Genomic DNA, 21,229 nt, shown 5'->3' on the forward strand with positions numbered 1-21,229 from the left:
ACTCAGGAGCAGAATATATTTGGATGGACCGAAAGCTTTGATAGCTTTTGTCTTTCAAAAAGAGGTTTTGTGACAGGCTGCACAAAATGAAACGCGACCGGTCAGCTGCCGCGATAGGTGGACCAGGACCAGGGGGAGATCAAAAACGGCAGATGATAATGGCTGCCCGCCCGTCCGATAACAAAGTCTATCTGCGCGCTGACATAGAGCGCATCGCGCCCGTCAGCGGCAAAATAGTCGCCAATCTCTGCTGTCAGTCGGTAGTGCCCCGGCGCCAGGGGTTCCGGTGTTAAATCGCTGATACGCCCGTCGCGATCGGTTTCTCCTTCACTGACCGGAAACCACCCTTCCGGGCTGTTCTGCTCCAGCGAGACGGCAACGCCTGCGGCCGGTGTGCCGAGCGCGGTATCAAGAATATGTGTAGTGATAGTGCTCATATGATGCTCTCCTTAAGCCGTAACAGGGTAATTTCCCGCAGCTGCGCCAGTGTCTCCTGCTGTTCGCACGCCTTATTATTGTTAAGCCTGCGCTGCAACTCTGCCAGCATCTGCTCCGCGCTGCGTCCGCTGGCCCGGATCAGAAATACCCGGCCAAAGCGTGCTTCATAGGCCTGATTCCCTGCGCGCATCGCGAGCTGCAGGTCGCGGTCCGCCTGCTGCATGGCAGCCTGCTCCTGACGCGACAGCGTGGCCTCATGCGCCGTACCCTGGGCTGCTTCACCAATACGCGGATGGGCGCTAAGCGCCTGCTCCAGCTCCGCCTGTTGCCAGCGCTGCGCCAGCTGCTGCGCCCGCTCTGCGAGCGCGCTCAGGGACGTATAGGGCCGTGCGGCTACCAGCGCCTGCTGCCAGGCAGGAATGGCGACGCAGTGCGCGATCGCCTGACGGGCGTCAGCCTCATCCGCCTGATTAAACTCATTCAGCTTCATGCCCGCTCCCTTATGCCTGCGCCAGCGCTGTTACCGCCTGCAGATACGCCTGCACGCCCAGCGCCACATCGTCCGTCTTTACCGATTCCGCCGGATGGTGGCTGATACCGCGATGGTTACGCACAAACAGCATACCGACCGGCCAGCGCTCCGCCATGGCAATTGCATCATGGCCCGCCCCGCTCGGCAGTGCCAGCGTGCAGCCCTGTACGGTTTCAACCGCCGCGCCCAGCGCCTGCTGCAGCCGTTTATCGCACGGCGTCGCAGCAATGCGGTAATATTCGCTGGCGCTGAAGCTCACCCCGCGCCGCAGCGCAATCGCCTGCGCCTGCGTTAACAGCCGCGACAGGTGCCGCTCCAGCGGCTCATCCTGCGGGCCGCGAATATCCAGCGACAGCTGCACCTCTCCCGGAATGACATTCACTGCGCCAGGCTGACAGCTGAGCGTGCCGGTTGTCGCCACCAGCGGCGCCTGCGTCGCCTGTTCGATAAACAGCATCCACTCAGCGGCGGCGGCCAGCGCATCTTTGCGCAGCAGCATCGGCACCGTGCCGGCGTGTCCCGCCTCGCCGCTGAAATGGCAGTTCAGACGGCGCGCGCCGTTGATAGCGGTGACCACGCCCAGAGCTAAATCCGCCTCCTCCAGGCAGGGCCCCTGCTCGATATGCAGCTCCAGATAGGCGGCGATCTCGCTCACATGACGTGCCGCGAGGCTCACCTGTGCGGCATCCAGCCCGGCATCCTGCATAGCGGCGGCGACCGTAATGCCGTTGCCGTCGGGATGGGTGATCCAGCTCTCCGGCCAGCTGCCGGTCAGGCCGCGGCTGCCCAGCAGCGTAATGCCGAAGCGGGTGCCCTCCTCATCCCCAAAACCCACTATCTCGACCGCCAGCGGCAGGCGCTGCCGGCGATCGTGCAGCCACTGCACGGTTTCAATTGCGCTCAGCACGCCCAGCATACCGTCATAGCGTCCGGCGTTGCGCACGGTATCAAGGTGGGAACCGAGCAGCAGCGCCGCTGCACCCGGCTCAGCCGCCTCATAGCGGCCGCAGATATTACCTACGGCATCCTGCCAGGTCCGCATGCCCGCTGCCTGCATCCACTCCGCCACGCAGGCGTTAGCACGCAGGTGCTCCGGAGAGAGATAAACGCGCGTCAGGCTATCCTCCTCCTCGCTGATCTCCGCCAGCGCATCACAGCGTGCCATAATGCGCGCGGCGGCCGACTGCGCCTCTTCAGCGCTCATCTGGCGTGCACTCATGCTTCGCTCCCGTAGCGATCCCAGGCGGCCTGCAGCGCCGCGCCCTGCGGCGTACGAAAACCGCAGTGCTGCAGCACCGCTTCAAGCGCACTCAGGGTCTGCATCACGCAATCTTTACGCGCGTTATAGCCCATGGTGCCGATGCGCCACACTTTGCCATGCAGCGGACCAAATGACGTGCCGATCTCAATGCCAAAATCGTCCAGCATCAGTTTGCGCACCTGGTCGCCGTTCACCCCCTGCGGAATAACAACGCCCAGCACGTTGTTCATTTTGTGCTGCAGATCGCCAAAGGTTTCCAGTCCCATGCCCTGAATGCCTTTCAGCAGCGCATCACCATGCAGCTTGTGCCGGGCGATGATGTTATCCAGCCCCTCCTGCAGAATGATGCGCGCGCATTCGCGGGCGCCAAACAGCGCGCTGGTCGCTTCCGTATGGTGATTAAGACGCTCCGGCCCCCAGTAATCCATGATCATGCCGAGATCAAAATAGTTGGAGTAGATCATCTCATCATCGCCATCCTGGTGCGCTGCCGTGCGGATCCCCTCCTCCACGCATTTACGCTTGCGGATGATCTCCTCCATCTGCGGACTCAGGGTGACGGGAGAGGTGCCGGAGGGACCGCCCAGGCATTTCTGCATGCCGGCAGAGACCGCATCCAGCCCCCAGGCATCGGTTTCCAGCGCGTTGCCCGCCAGTGAGGCGGTGGCATCGGTATAGAACAGTACGCCATACCGGCGACAGATAGCGCCCAGCTCCGCCAGCGGCTGCAGCATGGTGGTTGACGTGTCGCCCTGCACCGTCAGCAGCAGGCGCGGCTTAACCCGTTTGATCGCATCCTCAATCTGATCCGGCGAGAACACTTCGCCCCAGGGCACTTCAATCGTATGCACTTCCGCCCGGCAGCGCCGCGCAATCTCGCACAGCAGATGACCAAAACGGCCAAACACCGGTACCAGCACCCGATCGCCGGGACGGATAGCGGAGAGCAGAATCGCCTCAATGCCGGCGCGTGAGGTGCCGTCAATCAGCAGCGTCCAGCGGTTTTCGGTGCGAAAAATGCCGCGATAGAGCGCCATGACTTCATTCATGTAGTGCGTCATCGCCGGATCGTACTGCCCGAGCAGCTGGCTCGACATGGCGCGCAGCACGCGCGGGTCGGCGTTAATCGGCCCTGGCCCCATCAGCAGACGCTGCGGCGGATTGATCTGAGAGAACTGATGAATGTCCATAGTGAATTCCTTAATGGCCCCGCTCAGAGGCGTACGGTCGAAATAAACTGTTTCAGTTCGGCGGTCTGCGGCTGCGCAAACAGCGTTTTACTGCTGCCCTGCTCCCATACCCGCCCCTGATGCATAAATACCACCCGGTCGCCCACGTCGCGGGCAAAATTCATTTCATGCGTCACGAGGATCAGCGTCATCCCCTCCGCTGCCAGCTGCTCCAGCACCTTCAGCACCTCACCCACCAGCTCCGGATCGAGCGCGGAGGTGATCTCATCGCAGAGCAGCACTTTTGGCTGCATCGCCAGCGCCCGGGCAATCGCCACGCGCTGCTGCTGGCCACCGGAGAGGCTGGCCGGGTAGTAATCCAGTCGCTCACCCAGCCCCACTTTTTCCAGCATTTTTGTCGCCAGCTCCCGGCACTCCGCCGCGCTTTTTTTCAGCACGCGGCGCGGCGCCAGCATCACATTCTCCAGCGCGGTCATGTGCGGGAAAAGATTAAAGTTCTGGAACACCATGCCGACCGAGCGGCTGATTTCACGCGCCTGCGATTCACGATGCGTGATGGTCATGCCGCCCAGCTTAATGCTGCCCTCCTGGTAGCCCTCCAGTCCGTTCATACAGCGCAGCAGCGTGCTTTTACCGGAGCCGCTGCGGCCGATAATCGAGATCACTTCGCCATTATCGATATCCAGATCAACCCCTTTCAGGACATGATTTTCGCCATAGTATTTCTGAACCTGATTAATGGTGATGAGCGGCATGGAATTTTTTCTCCAGGTACTGGCTGTAGCGCGACAGCGGATAACACATCAGGAAGTAGCCAAGCGCCACGAGGCCAAACACCTTAAACGGCTGATACGTGACGTTGTTTAAAATGGTGCCGGCTTTCGTCAGCTCGATAAAACCGATGATTGAGGCCAGCGCGGTGCCTTTAATCACCTGCACTGCAAAGCCCACCGTGGGCGCAATGCCGATGCGGATCGCCTGCGGCGCCACGACGCGGCAGAGCGTCTGGCCGAAGTTCAGGCCGAGGCAGCGTGACGCCTCCCACTGACCTTTTGGCAGCGCGCGTATGCTGCCGTACCAGATATCCAGCAGAAAGGCGCTGGTATAAAAGGTCAGCGCCAGCGAGGCGGCGGTCCACGGCGCCACGTCCACGCCAAACAGACCGACGCCAAAAAACGCGAGAAACAGCTGCATCAGCAGCGGCGTGCCCTGAAACAGCGCGGTATAGCCCTGAATCAGTCGCGTCAGCCACGGCTTTTTCAGCAGGCGCAGCAGCAGCAGCGGCAGCGTCACCAGCGTGCCGCCGGCGAAGGCCACCAGCGACAGCAGCAGCGTCCAGCGTGCGGCCAGCAGCAGATTGCGCAAAATGTCCCAGTCGGTAAAGGTTGTCATGCCGGCTCTGCTCCAAACCATTTACGCCCCAGCGCCAGCAGCAGCTGACGCATCGCAACTGACAACGCCAGATAGAGCAGCGTGGTCACCAGGTAGACTTCAAAACTCAGAAACGTGCGGGACTGAATCAGGTTGGCCGCAAAGGTCAGCTCCTCATAAGAGACCTGCGACACCACCGATGAGCCGAGCATAACGATGATGCACTGGCTGACCAGGGCCGGGTAGATGCGCTGCAGTGAAGGTGGCAGCACCACGCGCAGAAAGGTCTGCGTGCGGCTTAAACCCAGCACGCGCCCCGCTTCCCACTGTCCTTTTGGCGTGACCTGAATGCCGGCGCGGATAATCTCTGTGCTGTAAGCGCCGAGATTGATCAGCATCGCCAGCAGCGCAGCTTCTCCGGCGGTGAGCTTTAGGCCCAGGTTGGGCAGGCCAAACACGATAAAAAACAGCTGTACGACAAACGGCGTATTGCGGATCAGCTCCACATAGACGCCCCAGAGGCGGCTGGCCCAGCCCGGCCTGCCGCTGCGCAGCGCCGCGCCGAGGATACCGAGGCTGACGCCCCCGAGCGTAGCCACCACCGTAAGCTGCACAGTGACCCACAGCCCGGCCAGCAGTTCCGGCCAGTAAGGCCAGAGTTCAGCGAAATTTAGCTGCGCCATGACTCAGGCACCGAGCGAGGCGGGCAGCGGCGCTTTCAGCCACTCTTCCGAGAGCTTATTCAGCGTACCGTCCTTTATACCCTGTTCGATCAGCGTATCGACCTCTGCTTTCAGCGCCGGCTCATTCTTCTTCAGACCGATAAAGCAGGGAGAGTCTTTCAGCATAAACTGCGCCACCGGCGCTTTTGCCGCGTTCTGCCGGGTGATGGCCGCCACCACCAGATTACCGGTTGCCACATACTGCACCTGACCGGAGAGATAAGCGGAAAGCGTGGTGTTGTTATCTTCGTAACGCTTGACCTGCGCATCTTTCGGCGCGGCCGCGCTCAGCACCATATCCTCTACTGCGCCCCGCGTAACGCCGATCGTTTTGCCGCTCAGCGCGGCGGCATCCTTCAGCGTCTCACCTTTCGGCCCGAACACGCCGAGGAAAAAGGGCGCATAGGCGCGGCTGAAGGCGATGACCTTTTCCCGCTCCGCATTTTTCCCCATGCTGGAGATCACCAGATCGACTTTATCCGTCTGCAGATAAGGTACGCGGTTGGCGCTGGAGACCGGCACCAGCTGCAACTTCAGTTTCATCTGCTTTGCCAGATAGCGCGCCATATCGATGTCATAGCCCTGCGGCTGCAGATCGGTGCCCACTGATCCAAACGGCGGGAAATCCTGCGGCACCGCGATGCGGATCACGCCGCGCTTTTGAATATCCTGCAGCTGATCCGCCTGCGCGCTGCCTGCCTGAGCCAGTAAAAGCGCCGCCCCCGCTACCGCCAGTAAAACCTTTTTCATTATGCACCCCGATGTGTTGAACTTGAAACAAAAGATTCTTGAAAAGAACAATTGCAACTAATGTGCCAATCGAAGCGACAGACAAAAACCGGTGAAAAACCGGCATGAAAGGGATAAACCGCAGGAAAAATCGGGTACTGGCGTACCCTGCTTCAGAGATTTAAAACGGTGCAACGCACCATTTCAGTGCCCGCTATCGGTGTTCCAGCTCATCGAGATGCTGATAGAGATCGGCTATCTGATGAATGCGCTGCCGACCCTGCGCCAGAGTTTCATGCAGCAGCGCATTTGCCAGTAAATTGACCAGGCTCATGGCTGAAGCGTAACTGTCGAAAGCAGACACGCTGTCCAGCGGGGCACAAAGCTGCCAGCGTGCCACGCCCTGAATCCCCTGCGCCTGCGGCTCGGAGAGCGCCAGCAGCGGGATATCGCGCTGCTGCAGCTGCTGCATCAGCGGACGCAGCAGGCGCGGACGTCGCCGGAACGCCATCACCACCACCATATCGTCCGGGGTAATATCCACCAGCTCTTCGCCCAGCGTCTGGCCCGGCTGCGGCAGCAGTACCACGTGGGCACGCGCCTGCAGCAGCTGCTGACGCAGGTGCAGCGCCACCGGGTACGCGTTACGCATACCGACAATAAAGACGCGTTTTGCGCTGCCCAGCGCGGCGACGACGTCACTTAACTGCTGGCTGTCGATACGGTTGATCCACTGCGTCAGGTTCGCCATCTCCTGCTTATAGTGGCGCGCCAGCAGCGTGTTTCCCTGTACCGCGTCGCGGTTGTCGGTGAGCGGCATTCCGCTCTGCCGCAGGGTGCGCAGCTCATCGCGCATATCTTTATATTTTTCATAGCCAAGGCGCCGGAACAGCCGGCTTACCGTTGCTTTGGAGACGCCGCTTAGCCGCGCCAGTTCGGCACTGTTGTAGCTGATCAGGTCATCAAAATGGTCAAACACAAAGTCAGCAATGCGCTGCTCCTGAGGCGACAGCTGCGCGTACTGGCTGCGCAGACGTTCATCGAGTTGTTTCATGCGTTGTCCTGTAACTTTCGTTTCACCCTGCTCTAGCATAAATCGATCCAGCCCCTGCCGACAGAAAAAGTGGAACAGCTCTTGCTTATGTTTACGTCAGGGAATGCCGCCGCAGCGGGTTTGGCAGCTGTGCCGGATGGAGATGAGCAGAAATGAGCCGGGAACAATTATGATTCAGAGCAACATGGCCCCGCAGGGCATGGTCGTCACCCCCCATCATCTGGCGAGTGAAAGCGCCCTTGCCGTACTGCGCGACGGCGGCAGCGCACTCGAAGCGATGGTCGCCGCCGCCGCTACCATTGCGGTGGTCTATCCGCATATGAACGGGCTGGGCGGCGACGGCTTCTGGCTGGTGGTGCCGCCTGAGGGGGAACCGATTGCGATTGATGCCAGTGGCGCCGCCGGCTCGCTGGCGACAATGCGTTTTTATCAGGGCCGGCAGACGATCCCGCATCGCGGGCCGGAAGCGGCGCTGACCGTCGCCGGCACCGTCAGCGGCTGGCAGGAGGCGCTGACCCTGTCACAGGAGCTGGGCCATGCGCCGCTGCCGCCACACCGTCTGCTGCGCGATGCTATCCGTTACGCTGCCGACGGCATACCGGTTACCGCCTCGCAGGCGGCCGCTACCGCCGCAAAAGCGCCTGAGCTGCAGCATCAGCCCGGCTTTGCCGCCACGTTTATGCCGGATGGCGGACCGCCCCAGCCGGGCAGCCGCTTTACCCAGCCTGCGCTGGCGGCCACGCTCAGTCAGCTGAGTGAAGAGGGGCTGGAGAGCTTTTACCGCGGCCGGCTGGCACGGTCGCTGGCAGATGACATGCACGCGCTGGGGATGCCGGTCACGCTGAACGATCTGCAGCAGCATCGCGCCCGGCGCTGCACCCCGCTCCACCTTGCGCACAGCGAAGGCGATATCTGGAACATGACGCCGCCGACGCAGGGGCTGGTGTCGCTGGCGATTCTGGGCATTACCGATCGTCTGGACATGGCGCAGGCTGATGAAGCTCAGACGCTGCACCGGATTGTGGAGGCGACCAAGCAGGCGTTCAGCCTGCGCGATCGGCACATCACCGATCCGCGCCATAGCGATACCGACGTGCAGGCACTGCTCAGTGCCGATCATCTTGCCAGCCTTGCGGCCAATATTGATGACCACCGCGCCGCGCCGTGGGGAACCGGACGCGGTCCGGGCGATACCGTCTGGATGGGCGCTATCGACAGCAGCGGGCTGGCGGTCTCTTTTATTCAGAGCATCTACCACGAATTTGGCAGCGGCGTGGTGCTGCCAGGCAGCGGCATCACCTGGCAGAACCGCGGCGCGGCGTTCAGCCTGCAACCCGATCATCTGCTGGCGCTGCTGCCGGGCAAACAGCCGTTTCACACGCTTAACCCTGCCGCCGCCCGCCTGAAAGATGGCCGGGTCATGGTGTATGGATCGATGGGCGGAGATGGTCAGCCGCAGACGCAGGCGGCCATTTTTACCCGTCACGTTATTCAGGGTATGCCGCTGCAGCAGGCGGTCAGTGCGTCACGCTGGCTGCTGGGGCGCACCTGGGGCGAGGCCTCTGACTCACTCAAACTGGAAGCGCGCGTGGCGCCGGAAACGGTGGGCCGGCTGCGCCTGCTGGGTCATCAGGTTGAGCTGCTCTCTGATTTCAGTGAAGTAGTGGGCCATGCGGGCGCCGTCGTGCGCCACACCAGCGGCATGCTGGAAGGCGCTTTCGATCCGCGCAGCAACGGCAGCGCAGCCGGTTTTTAACAGGAGAGACTCATGACCGAATCCGCAGAGTGGGCGAATTATGTCGCTCAGATGGAGCAGATCCTCGCACTGGATCTGAATGACGCACGTCGTGCTGAGCTGCAGCTGCAGCTCAGCCGGATCGCTGCTATCGCCGCGCCGCTGATGGCGCTGCCGCTGGACGATCGCCTGGAAGTGGCCGGGGTGTTCCAGCCATGCGCCTGACATCATTATCGATCGCAGCGCTGCAGCGTGCGCTGCAGCAGGGTGAAATCGGCGCAGCTGAGATTGCCCGCCATACGCTGGCGGCGATTGAGCAGCATAATCCCGCGCTCAACGCCTGGACGGCGATCACCGGGCAGCGCATGCTGCGCGAGGCTGAAGAGCTTGACCGGCAGCGCCTGCGCGGCGAAACGCTGCCGCCGCTGGCGGGCATTCCTTATGCGGTAAAAAATCTGTTTGACGTAGCCGGCCATACCACGCTGGCGGGCGCCAGCCTGTTCAGCACGCGTGCGGCGGCGCGAGCAGACGCCTGGGCAGTCAACCGGATGCGTGAATCGGGCGCGCTACTCTCCGGTATGCTGAACATGGATGCCTACGCCTATGGCTTTACTACCGAAAACAGTCACTATGGCGCTACCTGCAACCCGCGCGATATCACGCGCATCGCCGGTGGGTCATCCGGCGGCTCTGCCGCCGCGGTAGCGGCCGGACTGGTGCACTTTTCGCTCGGCAGCGATACCAACGGCTCGATTCGCGTACCGGCGTCGCTGTGCGGCATCTTCGGCCTTAAGCCCACCTTTGGCCGCCTGTCGCGCAGCGGTACACAGCCGTTTGTCGCCAGTCTCGATCATATCGGCCCGTTTGCCCGCTCGGTTGACGATCTCAGTCTGATTTATGATGCGCTGCAGGGCTGCGACGCAGAGGATGCGTTTCAGCTGACGCGGCCGCCGGAACCGGTCAGCGACCGCCTGCAGGCGGGCAGCGACGGGCTGCGCTGCGCGACGCTGGGTGGTTTTTTTACCACCTGGTGCAATGATGAGGCGCGCGCGGCGGTAGCGGTAGCGGCCAGCGCGCTCGGCGCGGCAGAAGAAGTGACGCTGCCCCAGGCCGAACTCGCGCGCGCGGCCGCGTTTATCATGACCGCGGCGGAAGGCGGCAATCACTATCTGCCCGCTCTGCGCACCCAGCCAGAACGCTTTGAGCCGAATTCACGCGAACGCCTGCTGGCTGGCGCAATGCTGCCCGCCGCGTGGTATGTGCAGGCCCAGCGGTTCCGCCGCCACTTCCAGCAACAGGTTCTGCCGCTGTTCGACCATTATGACGTGCTGATCGCCCCCGCCACGCCCTGTACCGCCACCACCATCGGCCAGGAAACCATTCACATCAACGGTCAGGATTTGCCGACACGCGCCAGCATGGGCATGCTGACGCAGCCGATTTCATTTCTCGGCCTGCCGGTGTGTAGCGTACCGCTGCTCACCGCCAGCGGCTTACCGATTGGCCTGCAGTTGATTGCCGCGCCGGGCAATGAAGAGCTGGCGCTGCGCGCCGCCTGGGCGCTGCAGCAGCAAGGTGTGGCGCTGCCACAAACCTCTTTTATGGATGCCTGAAAATGACACCTGAACATATCGATCGTCCGGCGATACTGGCTGAAGTCACCGCCGCGTTTTACCGCTACGAGCAGGCGCTGGTGAGCAATGATGTCGCGGTGCTGGACGAACTGTTCTGGCACGATGCGCGCACGGTGCGACTCGGTGCCGGAGAGAATCTGTACGGGATTGAGGAGATTCGCGCCTTTCGCGCAGCACGGCCGTCAAAAGGGCTCGATCGCACGCTGCGCAATACGGTGATCACCACGTTTGGCGACGATTACGCGGTGTGCAGCACCGAGTTTACCCGCGAGGGAACGGCGCGTATCGGACGGCAGCAGCAGACGTGGGTGCGGCTGCCGCAGGGGTGGCGCATTGCGGCCGCGCAGGTGAGCCTGATGAGTGAGTAAGCGCGTCAGCCCTCACCCCTGCGGTGAGGGCATTATCAGGGCGCGGGATGTACCGTCATCCAGTGATCGGCAATCTGCTGGCGGGTGCAGATCCACACCTTTTCATGCTGCTGAATGTGATCAAGAAAACGCTGCAGCGCGCGGAATTTTCCCGGACGCCCCAGCAGGCGGCAGTGCATGCCGACCGACATCATTTTCGGGGCGCTCTCCCCTTCTTCATACAGCACATCAAAGGTATCACGCAGGTAGGTGAAGAAGTGTTCGGCAGTGTTGAATCCCTGCGCCGTGGCGAAGCGCATGTCGTTGCACTCCAGCGTGTAGGGGATGATCAGATGCGGCTTGACGGTGCCATCCTGACGTGTGACCTGGGTCCAGAACGGCAGATCGTCGCCGTAATAGTCGCTGTCGTAGCTGAAGCCGCCCTGCTCGACCACCAGCCGGCGGGTATTCGGACTGTCCCGCCCGGTATACCAGCCCGTCGGCGCTTTGCCAAACAGTTCGGTCAGCACGTCGACCGCCTGCTGCATATGCTGACGTTCAGTTTTGGCATCCATTCCCTGATAGTGGATCCAGCGCCAGCCGTGGCTGACCACGTCATAATCCGCCGCTTTAATCGCGGCGACAATTTCCGGGTGCCGCGCCAGCGCCATCGCCACACCAAACACCGTCAGCGGCAGGCCACGCTTCTGAAACTCATGATGAATGCGCCAGAAACCGGCACGCGACCCATACTCATACAGGGAATCCATCGACATGTGGCGATCGGCGTAGCTGGCTGCGCCAATGATATCGGACAGGAACTGCTCCGAACCAGCATCGCCATGCAGCACGTTGTTTTCTGCGCCCTCTTCATAATTAAGTACGAACTGTACCGCCACCCGGGCGTTGCCGGGCCACTGCGCATGCGGCGGCTGGCCACCATAGCCGATCAGATCGCGCGGATAATTTTTGTTGAAGCTGTACTCTTTCTTTTCAGATGCGTCATTCATTCAGTCAGTTCCTGTTGTCACACCTCAGCCAGACCTTAGTTTAGGTGCTGAAAGGCGCCGCTGAGGGGTTTTTGCAGCGGATAAGCGAGATCGCCATGCTTGCTGGTGCCCAGGCCAAGCGCCACCAGCGCCTCTATCATTTTTACCGCCGCGCTGACGCCATCGATCACCGGCATATCCAGTTCGCGGGTCAGATCCTGCGCCAGCGACGCCATGCCACCGCAGCCCAGCACAATCGCGCCGCTGTTATCTTCACGTTTGGCCTGAATGCAGCGCGCCCGGACTTTTTCCTGCGCCACGCCGCTGCCATCCTCCAGCGCCAGTACCGGCAGATCGATGGCGTGCAGCGCCGCACAGTGGTGCGTAAAACCATACTGCTGCAGCAGATGGCGGGCGATCACCAGCGTACGCGGCAGCGTGGTGACGATGGTAAAGCGCGTCGCCACCAGCGTGGCGGTATGCATTGCCGCTTCGGCAATACCGATTACCGGGCCGCTGGCCAGCTCACGCGCCGCCAGCAAGCCGGGATCGCCAAAGCAGGCGATGACATGGCCGCTGACGCCCTGCGCTTCGCCACGCTTAATCTGCTCCAGTACGCCGATCGCGGCTATCGCCTCATCAAAGTGTCCCTCTATGGAGGGTACGCCCTGCTGCGGGCAGACCGCCAGAATGTCCGTGCCCGGTGCCGCCACAGCACGCGCGGCCGCACCAATGGTTTCAGTCATTGCCAGGCTGGTATTGGGATTGATCACCTGAATCAGGCTCATGATAGGGCTCCTTTATGACCGGCAAATAACCGGCTGAAATCGGGCAGCGTTTCACCGCTGCGCTCAAAGTGCAGGCTGGAGAGAATATGGTCAAAGTGGTGTGTCAGCGCCTCAGTCAGCGCAGGCAGCGCCCGCTGGCGCAGCAGATCGACCAGCCTGTCGTGATGATCGCAGCGGCAGCCGTGCTGCCAGGGCGTTCCCCAAGCGGCAATCACCAGCGATGAGCGCTGGGTCAGGCGCGTAATGATATCGGTCAGCACCTGATTGCCGGATATCGCCTGCAGCTGGATGTGAAACGCGGCTGAAAGGCGAATGGCAGCCGCGCCGTCATTCTGCTGATGCGCCTGCTGCTCCTGCGTAATAATCGCCTCCAGCGCTGCGAGGTGTGGCGACTGCAGATGCGTCAGTACCGCGGGCAGGTTGGCGCACTCCAGCATGCTGCGCGTGGCAAAGATATCGCGTGATTCCGCCACATCGGGCGTGCTGACCTGTGCACCACGTCCGGGCGACAGCGTGATCATCTGCACCGCCGCGAGGCGCTGCAGCACTTTACGAATGCCGGTACGGCTGACGCCAAACACCTCTGCCAGCGCTTCTTCAGGCAGTTTGCTGCCCGGCGGAAGCTGGTGCTCAACGATGGCATTAAGTAATGCCTGAAAGATCGCTTCATCTTTTTCAAACGGCACAGCGCGCGGCTTCACTGCGGATTCATGCTTCATTACCTGCTCCGGAAAATAGCTGACTGCCAGATATCGTATACACTCCTTTCATTTTTTGTATACAACAAATCACTTCTGGCCTGGATCCTGCAATAGCTCTCTAAACGGTGAATATTTTCCCCATCATGGTGAGAGGAGCAGGTTTCATGCCAATTCATACTGAAGTGACGCCAGCGCAGGCTGATGCCCGCGCGGCCTATAGTCCACGCCTGTGTAATGAGGATCTGGCCCCGACGCGCCAGCAGAACTGGACGTGGTACAACATCTTTTCTTTCTGGATGTCAGATGTGCACAGCATGGGCGGCTATGTGGTTGCCGCCAGCTTCTTTACGCTGGGGCTGGCAAGCTGGCAGGTGCTGCTGTGCCTGCTGGCCGGGATCGGTATTGTGCAGCTCTGTGCAAATCTGGTGGCGAAACCCAGCCAGATGGCAGGCGTGCCCTATGCGGTGATCTGCCGCCAGGCGTTTGGCGTATTCGGCGCCAATATTCCGGCCGTGATCCGCGGACTGATCGCGTTTGCCTGGTACGGTATTCAGACCTATCTGGCGGCGAATGCCCTGATGCTGGTTCTGCTGAAGTTCTTCCCGGCGCTTAATAGCATGACGCAAAGCAGCTGGCTGGGACTGTCGCTGCTCGGCTGGTGCTGCTTTGGCGTCATGTGGCTGCTGCAGGCGATGGTGTTCTGGCATGGCATGAACGCCATCAAGCGCTTTATCGACGTGGCGGGTCCGGCAGTCTATGTCGTAATGGTCGCGCTGGCGGGGTGGATTGTATACAAAACCGGACTGGCCGGTATCTCTTTCACGCTCGCCAGTAAATCACTGAGCGCCGGCGAACAGACCTGGCAGATGATCACTGCAACCGCCCTGGTCGTCTCCTACTTTTCCGGTCCTCTGCTCAATTTCGGCGACTTTTCCCGTTACGGCAAAAACATGAGTGAAGTTCGCCGCGGCAACCGCTGGGGATTACCGTTTAACTTCCTGCTGTTCTCCGTGGTCACCGTGGTGATTGTCTCCGGCACCCAGTCGCTGTTTGGCAGAATGATCACCGATCCGATTGAGACGGTGAGTATGGTAGGCAACGACCTGGCCGTCGCTATCGGCCTGCTGACCATGATCACCGCCACCATTGGCATCAATATCGTGGCGAATTTTGTGTCTCCCGCCTTTGATTTCTCTAACTGCTCCCCGCAGAAGATCAGTTTCCGTACCGGTGGCATGATCGCCGCGGTGGGTTCTGTGCTGCTGACGCCGTGGAATCTGTTTCAGTCACCTGAACTGATCCACTATACGCTGGATGTGCTGGGCTCGTTTGTTGGCCCGCTGTTCGGCATTCTGATTGCGGATTTTTATCTGATTAAAGGTGGCAGCGTAAGCGTTGATGACCTGTTTAACGCCACGCCGCAGGGACGTTACTGGTACCGCAACGGCTTTAATCCCAAAGCGATCGCGGCGCTGCTGCCGGCGGTCGGGATCTGCCTGACGATAAGTTTTATTCCGGCGCTGCATGCGGTAGCTAACTTCAGCTGGTTTATCGGCGTGGCGCTGGGCGCTGGCTGTTATCGCTGGCTGGCGCGTGCGGAACGGATCGTACCGGTCTCCTATCGCCCGGAAGCGACGCTGCAAAAAGAGGGTGTGTAGCTCTGACTGAATTGCAGACAGCAAAAAGCCGATTCATTTCTGAATCGGCTTTTTTAAATAGATTGGCGGAACGGACGGGGCTCGAACCCGCGACCCCCTGCGTGACAGGCAGGTATTCTAACCAACTGAACTACCGCTCCGCGCTTTGTTCCCCGTCGGGAACGAGGCGCATATTAATGGCAGCCCCCTCCCCCGTCAACGCTTTTTATATCAAAATGACACGTTTGCCGCTTTTTTCAGCTTCCCGCTGTTTTTAGCAGCAAAATCAGTGCATCAGGCGCGCCACAGACAGCTGCCACCTTTTTTATTAACCAGATCGAGGCGGCTTTCGTGCGCCATCACCTCTTCATCACTGGCATTAATCACGCGCAGGCCTGAACCGGGGCGGCTGATACGCTGAATATGCTCACCTTCAGCCTGATTACGCTGGTCGCCCTCCATTGAAAACGCCAGCGACGTCTGGCCGCCGGTCATGGTCAGGAAGACCTCTGCCAGAATCTCGGCATCCAGCAGTGCGCCATGCAGCGTACGCTTGCTGTTGTCGATTTCATAACGGTTGCACAATGCGTCCAGGCTGTTGCGCTTGCCGGGAAACATTTTACGCGCCATCGCCAGGCTATCGGTGATTTTGCAAAAGCTTTCGGTTTCGCCAATATCACGCTGCAGCATGCCAAACTCATAGTCCATAAAGCCGATATCAAACGAGGCGTTATGAATAACCAGCTCAGCTCCGCGAATATAGTCGAGAAACTCATCGGCTATCTGCGCAAAGGTTGGCTTATCGGCCAGAAACTCATCGGCAATGCCGTGAACCCCGAACGCTTCCGGATCCACCAGCCGATCGGGCCTGAGATACATATGAAAGTTGTTGCCGGTCAGGCGACGGTTGATGACTTCAACCGCACCGATCTCAATGATGCGATGCCCCTCATAATGAACCCCGATCATGTTCATGCCGGTGGTTTCAGTATCGAGGACAATCTGGCGGTTATTTGCAGTGATCATAGGGCTCGTTTTGTGTCAGACTTGGCGTTTTTTCAGAGGGAAGTCTACCAGAGATGCGCAAACAGGTAGAAATTTTCACCGACGGCTCCTGCCTTGGTAATCCGGGACCGGGCGGCTATGGGGCTATTGTACGCTATCGCGAGCATGAAAAGTTATTCAGCGCGGGCTATCGCCTGACCACCAACAACCGTATGGAGCTGATGGCGGCCATTGTCGCCTTAGAGGCGCTGACGCAGCCGTGCGACGTGGTCATCAGCACAGACAGCCAGTATGTCCGCCAGGGTATTACCAGCTGGATCCACAACTGGAAAAAGCGCGGCTGGAAAACCGCTGATAAAAAAGCGGTTAAGAATACCGACCTGTGGCAGCGTCTGGATACGGCGCTCAGCACTCATACCATTAAATGGGAGTGGGTGAAAGGGCATGCCGGCCATCCGGAGAATGAGCGCTGTGACGAACTGGCGCGCAGCGCTGCCGGTAATCCGGCGCTGGAAGACATCGGCTATCAGGTTGCATCCTGATCCTGCGTTTCGCGGAACTGACGCGTAGCGTTTACTACCGGACGCAGCTGCGCACTGCTGCGCGCCGTTTTCATTTTAGCTGGCGTAAGCGGGAACGTGCGCTTGCGGGCCACCACGATGTTCAGACACCCCAGTGCCGGCAGATGCGCACTGATCATCCTGCCCCCCTGTCGATGCCACGGCACCACCTGAAAACGCGTGCGGTAGACCACTTCATAATTCAGCAGACTCAGCCAGTCCAGCAGACGCACCTGGCTGAACATTCTGCTGTTCCAGGGTGCGCGGCGGCTCAGGCCTGGTATCGCTTTGCTAATCCCCAGCAGGCTGAAAGGATTGAAGCCGCTGATAATCAGCCAGCCATCATCAATCAGCACCCTGTCTACTTCGCGTAACACGCGGTGCGGATCCTGCTCCCATGCCAGCGTGTGCGCCAGCAGGCAGGCATCGATTGATTTAGACTCAAACGGCAGCTGAGCAACGCTGGCAAGCACCTGCAGTGCGTCGCCCTCACTGCCAACATTGACCTGATGAGATATGGCACACTGGCTGGTATTGATTTCTGCGCTCAGGCTGCCAATTTTTAGCATGTGGAAGCCATAGAGCCTCGCCAGCCAGGGCTGTAGCTGCTGGGTTAACGCATCGCGAAAGTACTCTCCCCAGGGCATATCATTCCAGGTGCGCGGCGCGGTCAGGATCTGACGTGTTTTCGCTGGCTTCATGCTCTACCATCTTCCTTTAAGACAACCAGAGAGGTGTTTATGAATCTTACCAGTATTCCCGCTTTAACGGATAACTACATCTGGACGCTGAACGACGACGCCGGTAACTGCCTGATTGTTGACCCCGGTGAAGCCCGGCCGCTGATTGAAAAAATTGAAGCTAATCGCTGGACGCCGGTGGCTGTTCTGCTGACGCATCATCATCAGGACCATACCGGCGGGGTTGCTGAACTGCTGCAGCGTTATCCTCAGCTCGAGGTGTATGGCCCCCAGGAAACGGCGGCTAAGGGGGCGCAGCATATTGTTCATGAGGGCGAAACCGTTACGCTGCTCGGCCTGCCTTTTCAGGTTATTGCCACGCCCGGCCACACTTTAGGACATATCTCATATTACAGTGAACCTTATCTTTTCTGCGGCGACACAATGTTTTCAGGCGGCTGCGGGCGACTTTTTGAAGGCACAGCAGAACAAATGTTCCATTCATTTCAGAAACTTAATCAACTTCCCGCCGATACGCTTATCTGCTGCGCACATGAATATACTTTATCTAATATGAAGTTTTCTGCGGCAATTTTACCCCATGATCCGAAAATTCTGGCCAGATATCAGGAAATTAAGGATTTACGGGCAGAAAATCGCACTACTTTACCGACAAAACTGGCGCTGGAACGTGAGATAAATTTATTTTTACGCACACAAGATGCTGATTTACAAAAAGCTTTAGCAATTAATGTGGAATCCGCCCCGTTATGGCAGACTTTTGCTGAATTGCGTAATAAGAAAGACCAGTTTTAATTTTTTGGGTTGTGTTGTGCCGGTACGTCACGTATAGTTGCTCGTCTTTTAAGCGAACTACTGACACACACATGAAGGCTAAAGCGATATTATTACTCGCCTCAGTCTTGCTGGTCGGATGTCAGGCATCACGGAATGACGCCAATATCCCCGCTCAGCATGCACAGAGCCTGTCTTCAGCTGGTCAAGGTGAAAATGGAAAGTACGGAAATCGCTTGTTGTCGCCGCGCTGGCAAGATGATGGAACCAGCCTCGCAGAAGACACCGATCTCTGGAATCTCATTAGTGACGAGTTGAAGATGGGGATCCCGGAAAATGCCCGGATCCGCGAACAGAAAACAAAGTTTTTAAAAAATAAGAGCTATCTCCACGATGTAACATTACGGGCAGAGCCGTACATGTACTGGATTGTCGAGCAGATACAGAAACGTAAAATGCCGATGGAACTGGTACTGCTACCCATAGTGGAGAGCGCTTTTGACCCTCACGCAACCTCCTCCGCCAATGCCGCAGGCATCTGGCAGATCGTTGCGCAAACGGGCAAAAATTATGGTCTGAAACAGAACCGCTGGTATGACGGACGCCGTGATGTGGTGGCCTCAACCAAAGTAGCACTGGATATGATGCAGCGTTTGAATCGCATGTTTGATGGCGACTGGCTACTGACCGTAGCAGCCTATAACAGCGGCGAAGGACGCGTGTTGAAAGCGATGAAGCAGAATAAGGCACGGGGTAAGCCGACTGACTTCTGGCATTTATCACTGCCGCGCGAAACAACCATCTATGTCCCGAAAATGCTGGCTTTAAGCGAACTGCTCAAGAACAACAAGCGTTACGGCATTAAACTGCCAGCCCCTAACGAAAGCCGCGCGCTGGCGCGTGTGGAAGTGGGACAGCAGATGCAGTTAACTCAGGCTGCAGAAATGGCGGGCATGTCGCTCAGTAAACTGAAGACATTTAACGCCGGGTACAAAAATGGCACGACGGCGCCAAACGGACCGCACTATATTATGGTGCCTAAGTCCAACGTGGCACAGCTGCGTAACTCTCTGGCCTCCGGAGATATCGCCTCCGTGCAGCCTGTTGAACTGGCTAAAGCCAGCGCAGCCGGTAACAGCTACAAAGTACGTAAAGGCGACACGCTATCCGGTATCGCCAGTAAGCTGGGCGTCAGCATGAGCTCGCTAAAACAGCAGAACAATCTGCGCAGTGCGGCAGTACGTATCGGCCAGACCCTCACGGTTAGCGGTACGACAGCAGCATCGCAGTTGGCAGATAACGGCAACAGCATCACCTACCGCGTTCGTAAGGGTGATTCTTTTGCCAGTATTGCAAAACGTCACGGTGTTAACACGCAGGACGTTATGCGCTGGAACAGCGACGCGAAGGATATACAGCCGGGTGATAAGCTCACTCTGTTTGTTAAGAATAGCGCAACGCCAGATACCTGATGCACTGAAAAGGCTGACATTTGTCAGCCTTTTTTCTTTATCGGCATAGCCTCATCCAGAGCAGTGCCGGCCAGAGCGTCTCGCCGTTACAAGAGGGTGCGTTTAGCGCGCGACAGTGACGGGGGTAAACTCTACCAGCAGCGGATTATGATCGGAGGCGCGGGTGACCAGCACCGCTGCTTCACTCACCTTCATATCCCGGTAAAAGACAAAGTCGAGCGGCCGGCCAAACGCTTTACGCCGGTGATCGTCTGTAAACGCCACTTCCCGCAGAGACATAGCGCGGGCAAAGCGATAGAGCGCGTTCATGCGCTGACGACTCCATGCATTAAAATCCCCTGCCATTATCACCGGACCACGGTGATGCCGGATCTGCTCTCCTATAGGCCCCAGCTGCTTACTGTATACGTCCACACCCAGACTGAAATTGACCGCATGGATATTCACTACCATCAGCATATCGCCGGTTGGCAGAGGGTATGCGGTGACCAGCGCAGATTTTGCCAGCCGCAGCAGCGGCTCACGCTCGCGCAACGGGCAGCAGTAGACCGGATGCGCAGATGCGAGCGTCATAACTCCTGACGGGTGCTGCGGCAGCACAAAAGCGGGCACCTGATCGGCGGCGAGATAGTTACTGGTAGCAAACTGGATCAGTTCAGGCGTGGTTTGCGCCTCCTGCAGGAGGACCAGATGGGCATCACGACCGAATCCCTGCAATACCGACATCCAGTCAGCGCGCTGCTGTTTGAAGATGTTCCATACCAGCACCCGCAGGGTGGGATCGGCCGGTAGCGGCTCACCTGGCGGCAGACCCTGACCAAGATGCAGCATGGCGCCAGGCGGAAAAATTTGCTCCGCTGGCTGGCCTGCTATATAGCGCATTGCATAGGTTTTCTTTCGCACTTTACCGCCTGGCTGATAACAACAAAGAGTTCACACTGACTGTTATAGGGATTTTAGCGCGGGGTTTCAATTCGTGGTATCGAATGTCGGAATTCACCTCACGACAAAGGTTCACAATGCCGGAGGGAAAAAAAGAATATGAAAAAGCCCTGACTTTAACAGTCAGGGCTTCTCAATATAGTGGCGGAACGGACGGGGCTCGAACCCGCGACCCCCTGCGTGACAGGCAGGTATTCTAACCAACTGAACTACCGCTCCACCGATTCTTTACTGCCCTCAGGACCGCGCCTGAAGCCAGGTGTTTCGCCCTCTCCGCGTCACCGNCACACTACCATCGGCGCTACGGCGTTTCACTTCTGAGTTCGGCATGGGGTCAGGTGGGACCGCCGCGCTGTGGCCGCCAGGCAAATTCTTTGTGCTCTGTTCTGCGTCTTTTACGCTGCTCCTGCGTTGGCTGCGCTCGCGCTGGTCGGTCACATACTTCAGTATGCTCCCTCGCATCGTCTCGCTTTCCGCCTTGCATCAGCGCAAAATCCTCCGGACTCACGTCCGCAGAACAAAGCTGTATTCTTTATCCGGCAAACAAGCTGAAAATCAGTCTCTCAAAACGCCTCTGGCGTTGTAAGGTTAAGCCTCACGGGTCATTAGTACCGGTTAGCTCAACGCATCGCTGCGCTTACACACCC

23 protein-coding genes, 2 tRNA genes, 1 rRNA gene and 1 pseudogene are annotated in these 21,229 nt (G+C 59.0%); 9 read left to right on the plus strand and 18 right to left on the minus strand.

Annotated elements, in window-relative coordinates; genetic code table 11:
• Nucleotides 1-101: 101 nt before the first annotated feature.
• The 9 genes from uraH to hpxU all read right to left on the minus strand — a co-directional run bounded on the left by uraH (nt 102) and on the right by hpxU (nt 7,297).
• Nucleotides 102-437, minus strand: a complete 336-nt coding sequence (uraH, locus tag F3I15_RS15955) for a hydroxyisourate hydrolase (protein WP_071668481.1) — start codon at nt 435-437, stop codon at nt 102-104.
• Nucleotides 434-928: a 2-oxo-4-hydroxy-4-carboxy-5-ureidoimidazoline decarboxylase gene (gene uraD / locus F3I15_RS15960; protein ID WP_150018585.1), complete on the minus strand. Its 495-nt coding sequence runs from the start codon at nt 926-928 to the stop codon at nt 434-436. Before uraD ends, uraH begins: the two co-directional genes overlap by 4 nt.
• 10 nt (nt 929-938) lie before the next feature.
• Complete coding sequence (gene hpxK / locus F3I15_RS15965; RefSeq protein ID WP_150018586.1) at nt 939-2,189, minus strand: allantoate amidohydrolase; 1,251 nt, start codon at nt 2,187-2,189, stop codon at nt 939-941.
• Nucleotides 2,186-3,421 carry an alanine--glyoxylate aminotransferase family protein gene (locus F3I15_RS15970; RefSeq protein ID WP_150018587.1) on the minus strand — a complete coding sequence of 412 codons (1,236 nt, stop codon included), beginning with the start codon at nt 3,419-3,421 and terminating at the stop codon, nt 2,186-2,188. The genes hpxK and F3I15_RS15970 overlap by 4 nt, the downstream gene beginning before the upstream one ends.
• A gap of 23 nt (nt 3,422-3,444) precedes the next feature.
• Nucleotides 3,445-4,176: an amino acid ABC transporter ATP-binding protein gene (locus F3I15_RS15975; RefSeq protein ID WP_150018588.1), complete on the minus strand. Its 732-nt coding sequence runs from the start codon at nt 4,174-4,176 to the stop codon at nt 3,445-3,447.
• Entirely contained in the window at nt 4,157-4,813 is a 657-nt protein-coding gene (locus F3I15_RS15980) for an amino acid ABC transporter permease (RefSeq protein ID WP_065650048.1), read from the minus strand. Before F3I15_RS15980 ends, F3I15_RS15975 begins: the two co-directional genes overlap by 20 nt.
• The gene (locus F3I15_RS15985; RefSeq protein ID WP_150018589.1) at nt 4,810-5,475 is read right to left on the minus strand and encodes an amino acid ABC transporter permease; all 666 of its coding nucleotides are present in this window, start codon (nt 5,473-5,475) and stop codon (nt 4,810-4,812) included. Before F3I15_RS15985 ends, F3I15_RS15980 begins: the two co-directional genes overlap by 4 nt.
• A 3-nt stretch (nt 5,476-5,478) precedes the next feature.
• Nucleotides 5,479-6,264, minus strand: a complete 786-nt coding sequence (locus tag F3I15_RS15990) for a transporter substrate-binding domain-containing protein (RefSeq protein WP_039382831.1) — start codon at nt 6,262-6,264, stop codon at nt 5,479-5,481.
• Nucleotides 6,265-6,457: 193 nt separating this feature from the next.
• On the minus strand, nt 6,458-7,297 hold the full coding sequence (gene hpxU, locus F3I15_RS15995; protein WP_150018590.1) for a MurR/RpiR family transcriptional regulator HpxU: 840 nt from the start codon (nt 7,295-7,297) through the stop codon (nt 6,458-6,460).
• Nucleotides 7,298-7,466: 169 nt separating this feature from the next.
• Here hpxU and F3I15_RS16000 point away from each other — a divergent pair, with 169 nt between their 5' ends.
• Genes F3I15_RS16000 through hpxZ form a run of 4 tightly spaced genes read left to right on the plus strand, consistent with a single transcriptional unit; the run spans nt 7,467 to nt 11,034 of the window.
• Nucleotides 7,467-9,053: a gamma-glutamyltransferase family protein gene (locus F3I15_RS16000; RefSeq protein ID WP_150018591.1), complete on the plus strand. Its 1,587-nt coding sequence runs from the start codon at nt 7,467-7,469 to the stop codon at nt 9,051-9,053.
• Nucleotides 9,054-9,065: 12 nt separating this feature from the next.
• Nucleotides 9,066-9,257, plus strand: coding sequence for an oxalurate catabolism protein HpxX (gene hpxX, locus F3I15_RS16005; RefSeq protein ID WP_150018592.1), 192 nt, complete (start codon nt 9,066-9,068; stop codon nt 9,255-9,257).
• Nucleotides 9,248-10,645, plus strand: a complete 1,398-nt coding sequence (locus F3I15_RS16010) for an AtzE family amidohydrolase (RefSeq protein WP_150018593.1) — start codon at nt 9,248-9,250, stop codon at nt 10,643-10,645. Before hpxX ends, F3I15_RS16010 begins: the two co-directional genes overlap by 10 nt.
• Nucleotides 10,646-10,647: 2 nt before the next feature.
• Nucleotides 10,648-11,034 (plus strand): oxalurate catabolism protein HpxZ, encoded by a 387-nt coding sequence (gene hpxZ / locus F3I15_RS16015; protein ID WP_150018594.1) that lies wholly within the window; start codon nt 10,648-10,650, stop codon nt 11,032-11,034.
• Between the two features lie 35 nt (nt 11,035-11,069).
• On the opposite strand, the gene puuE is transcribed toward hpxZ, so the two are convergent.
• The 3 genes from puuE to F3I15_RS16030 are packed head-to-tail and all read right to left on the minus strand — an operon-like array spanning nt 11,070 to nt 13,509.
• On the minus strand, nt 11,070-12,023 hold the full coding sequence (gene puuE / locus F3I15_RS16020; protein WP_150018595.1) for an allantoinase PuuE: 954 nt from the start codon (nt 12,021-12,023) through the stop codon (nt 11,070-11,072).
• 35 nt (nt 12,024-12,058) lie between these two features.
• Nucleotides 12,059-12,790, minus strand: a complete 732-nt coding sequence (gene hpxA / locus F3I15_RS16025; RefSeq protein WP_039382816.1) for an allantoin racemase — start codon at nt 12,788-12,790, stop codon at nt 12,059-12,061.
• Nucleotides 12,787-13,509: a GntR family transcriptional regulator gene (locus F3I15_RS16030; RefSeq protein ID WP_150018596.1), complete on the minus strand. Its 723-nt coding sequence runs from the start codon at nt 13,507-13,509 to the stop codon at nt 12,787-12,789. Before F3I15_RS16030 ends, hpxA begins: the two co-directional genes overlap by 4 nt.
• 146 nt (nt 13,510-13,655) lie before the next feature.
• On the opposite strand from F3I15_RS16030, the gene F3I15_RS16035 reads away from it, so the two are divergent.
• Nucleotides 13,656-15,149 (plus strand): NCS1 family nucleobase:cation symporter-1, encoded by a 1,494-nt coding sequence (locus F3I15_RS16035; protein ID WP_150018597.1) that lies wholly within the window; start codon nt 13,656-13,658, stop codon nt 15,147-15,149.
• Between the two features lie 63 nt (nt 15,150-15,212).
• Here the strand turns inward: F3I15_RS16035 and F3I15_RS16040 are convergent.
• Both F3I15_RS16040 and dnaQ read right to left on the minus strand, forming a co-directional pair.
• Nucleotides 15,213-15,289 (minus strand) — tRNA-Asp (locus tag F3I15_RS16040).
• Between the two features lie 133 nt (nt 15,290-15,422).
• Nucleotides 15,423-16,103 (minus strand): DNA polymerase III subunit epsilon, encoded by a 681-nt coding sequence (gene dnaQ, locus F3I15_RS16045; protein WP_370513349.1) that lies wholly within the window; start codon nt 16,101-16,103, stop codon nt 15,423-15,425.
• Here dnaQ and F3I15_RS18490 point away from each other — a divergent pair.
• Nucleotides 16,100-16,150: pseudogene (locus tag F3I15_RS18490) on the plus strand (hypothetical protein); the annotation flags it as partial. The gene dnaQ and the pseudogene F3I15_RS18490 sit on opposite strands and share 4 nt — an antisense overlap.
• A 57-nt stretch (nt 16,151-16,207) precedes the next feature.
• Complete coding sequence (gene rnhA / locus F3I15_RS16050; RefSeq protein ID WP_094112073.1) at nt 16,208-16,675, plus strand: ribonuclease HI; 468 nt, start codon at nt 16,208-16,210, stop codon at nt 16,673-16,675.
• Here rnhA and F3I15_RS16055 read toward each other — a convergent pair.
• On the minus strand, nt 16,660-17,394 hold the full coding sequence (locus F3I15_RS16055) for a class I SAM-dependent methyltransferase (RefSeq protein ID WP_094112074.1): 735 nt from the start codon (nt 17,392-17,394) through the stop codon (nt 16,660-16,662). The two genes, rnhA and F3I15_RS16055, sit on opposite strands and share 16 nt — an antisense overlap.
• A 39-nt stretch (nt 17,395-17,433) precedes the next feature.
• On the opposite strand from F3I15_RS16055, the gene gloB reads away from it, so the two are divergent.
• A complete protein-coding gene (gene gloB, locus F3I15_RS16060; RefSeq protein ID WP_150018599.1) occupies nt 17,434-18,189 on the plus strand; it encodes a hydroxyacylglutathione hydrolase in 756 nt (251 codons plus the stop codon).
• Between the two features lie 71 nt (nt 18,190-18,260).
• Nucleotides 18,261-19,640 carry a murein transglycosylase D gene (gene mltD, locus F3I15_RS16065; RefSeq protein WP_039382798.1) on the plus strand — a complete coding sequence of 460 codons (1,380 nt, stop codon included), beginning with the start codon at nt 18,261-18,263 and terminating at the stop codon, nt 19,638-19,640.
• A gap of 102 nt (nt 19,641-19,742) precedes the next feature.
• Here mltD and F3I15_RS16070 read toward each other — a convergent pair whose 3' ends face one another.
• From F3I15_RS16070 to rrf, 3 genes are all read right to left on the minus strand, one after another.
• Nucleotides 19,743-20,543 (minus strand): endonuclease/exonuclease/phosphatase family protein, encoded by an 801-nt coding sequence (locus F3I15_RS16070; protein WP_150018600.1) that lies wholly within the window; start codon nt 20,541-20,543, stop codon nt 19,743-19,745.
• A 181-nt stretch (nt 20,544-20,724) separates the two neighbouring features.
• Nucleotides 20,725-20,801 (minus strand) — tRNA-Asp (locus F3I15_RS16075).
• Nucleotides 20,802-20,836: 35 nt separating this feature from the next.
• A 5S ribosomal RNA gene (gene rrf / locus F3I15_RS16080) occupies nt 20,837-20,948 on the minus strand.
• Nucleotides 20,949-21,229 lie beyond the last annotated feature (281 nt).

Origin of the sequence: Pantoea sp. M_9 (genome assembly GCF_008631385.1) — a bacterium.
GTDB lineage: Bacteria > Pseudomonadota > Gammaproteobacteria > Enterobacterales > Enterobacteriaceae > Pantoea > Pantoea eucrina.

Excerpts from the sequence above, each read along its gene's own strand:
- uraH (WP_071668481.1), bottom strand. The coding sequence starts at position 437 with ATGAGCACTATCACTACACATATTCTTGATACCGCGCTCGGCACACCG.
- uraD (WP_150018585.1), bottom strand. The coding sequence starts at position 928 with ATGAAGCTGAATGAGTTTAATCAGGCGGATGAGGCTGACGCCCGTCAG.
- hpxK (WP_150018586.1), bottom strand. The coding sequence starts at position 2,189 with ATGAGTGCACGCCAGATGAGCGCTGAAGAGGCGCAGTCGGCCGCCGCG.
- F3I15_RS15970 (WP_150018587.1), bottom strand. The coding sequence starts at position 3,421 with ATGGACATTCATCAGTTCTCTCAGATCAATCCGCCGCAGCGTCTGCTG.
- F3I15_RS15975 (WP_150018588.1), bottom strand. The coding sequence starts at position 4,176 with ATGCCGCTCATCACCATTAATCAGGTTCAGAAATACTATGGCGAAAAT.
- F3I15_RS15980 (WP_065650048.1), bottom strand. The coding sequence starts at position 4,813 with ATGACAACCTTTACCGACTGGGACATTTTGCGCAATCTGCTGCTGGCC.
- F3I15_RS15985 (WP_150018589.1), bottom strand. The coding sequence starts at position 5,475 with ATGGCGCAGCTAAATTTCGCTGAACTCTGGCCTTACTGGCCGGAACTG.
- F3I15_RS15990 (WP_039382831.1), bottom strand. The coding sequence starts at position 6,264 with ATGAAAAAGGTTTTACTGGCGGTAGCGGGGGCGGCGCTTTTACTGGCT.
- hpxU (WP_150018590.1), bottom strand. The coding sequence starts at position 7,297 with ATGAAACAACTCGATGAACGTCTGCGCAGCCAGTACGCGCAGCTGTCG.
- F3I15_RS16000 (WP_150018591.1), top strand. The coding sequence starts at position 7,467 with ATGATTCAGAGCAACATGGCCCCGCAGGGCATGGTCGTCACCCCCCAT.
- hpxX (WP_150018592.1), top strand. The coding sequence starts at position 9,066 with ATGACCGAATCCGCAGAGTGGGCGAATTATGTCGCTCAGATGGAGCAG.
- F3I15_RS16010 (WP_150018593.1), top strand. The coding sequence starts at position 9,248 with ATGCGCCTGACATCATTATCGATCGCAGCGCTGCAGCGTGCGCTGCAG.
- hpxZ (WP_150018594.1), top strand. The coding sequence starts at position 10,648 with ATGACACCTGAACATATCGATCGTCCGGCGATACTGGCTGAAGTCACC.
- puuE (WP_150018595.1), bottom strand. The coding sequence starts at position 12,023 with ATGAATGACGCATCTGAAAAGAAAGAGTACAGCTTCAACAAAAATTAT.
- hpxA (WP_039382816.1), bottom strand. The coding sequence starts at position 12,790 with ATGAGCCTGATTCAGGTGATCAATCCCAATACCAGCCTGGCAATGACT.
- F3I15_RS16030 (WP_150018596.1), bottom strand. The coding sequence starts at position 13,509 with ATGAAGCATGAATCCGCAGTGAAGCCGCGCGCTGTGCCGTTTGAAAAA.
- F3I15_RS16035 (WP_150018597.1), top strand. The coding sequence starts at position 13,656 with ATGCCAATTCATACTGAAGTGACGCCAGCGCAGGCTGATGCCCGCGCG.
- dnaQ (WP_370513349.1), bottom strand. The coding sequence starts at position 16,103 with ATGAACATGATCGGGGTTCATTATGAGGGGCATCGCATCATTGAGATC.
- rnhA (WP_094112073.1), top strand. The coding sequence starts at position 16,208 with ATGCGCAAACAGGTAGAAATTTTCACCGACGGCTCCTGCCTTGGTAAT.
- F3I15_RS16055 (WP_094112074.1), bottom strand. The coding sequence starts at position 17,394 with ATGAAGCCAGCGAAAACACGTCAGATCCTGACCGCGCCGCGCACCTGG.
- gloB (WP_150018599.1), top strand. The coding sequence starts at position 17,434 with ATGAATCTTACCAGTATTCCCGCTTTAACGGATAACTACATCTGGACG.
- mltD (WP_039382798.1), top strand. The coding sequence starts at position 18,261 with ATGAAGGCTAAAGCGATATTATTACTCGCCTCAGTCTTGCTGGTCGGA.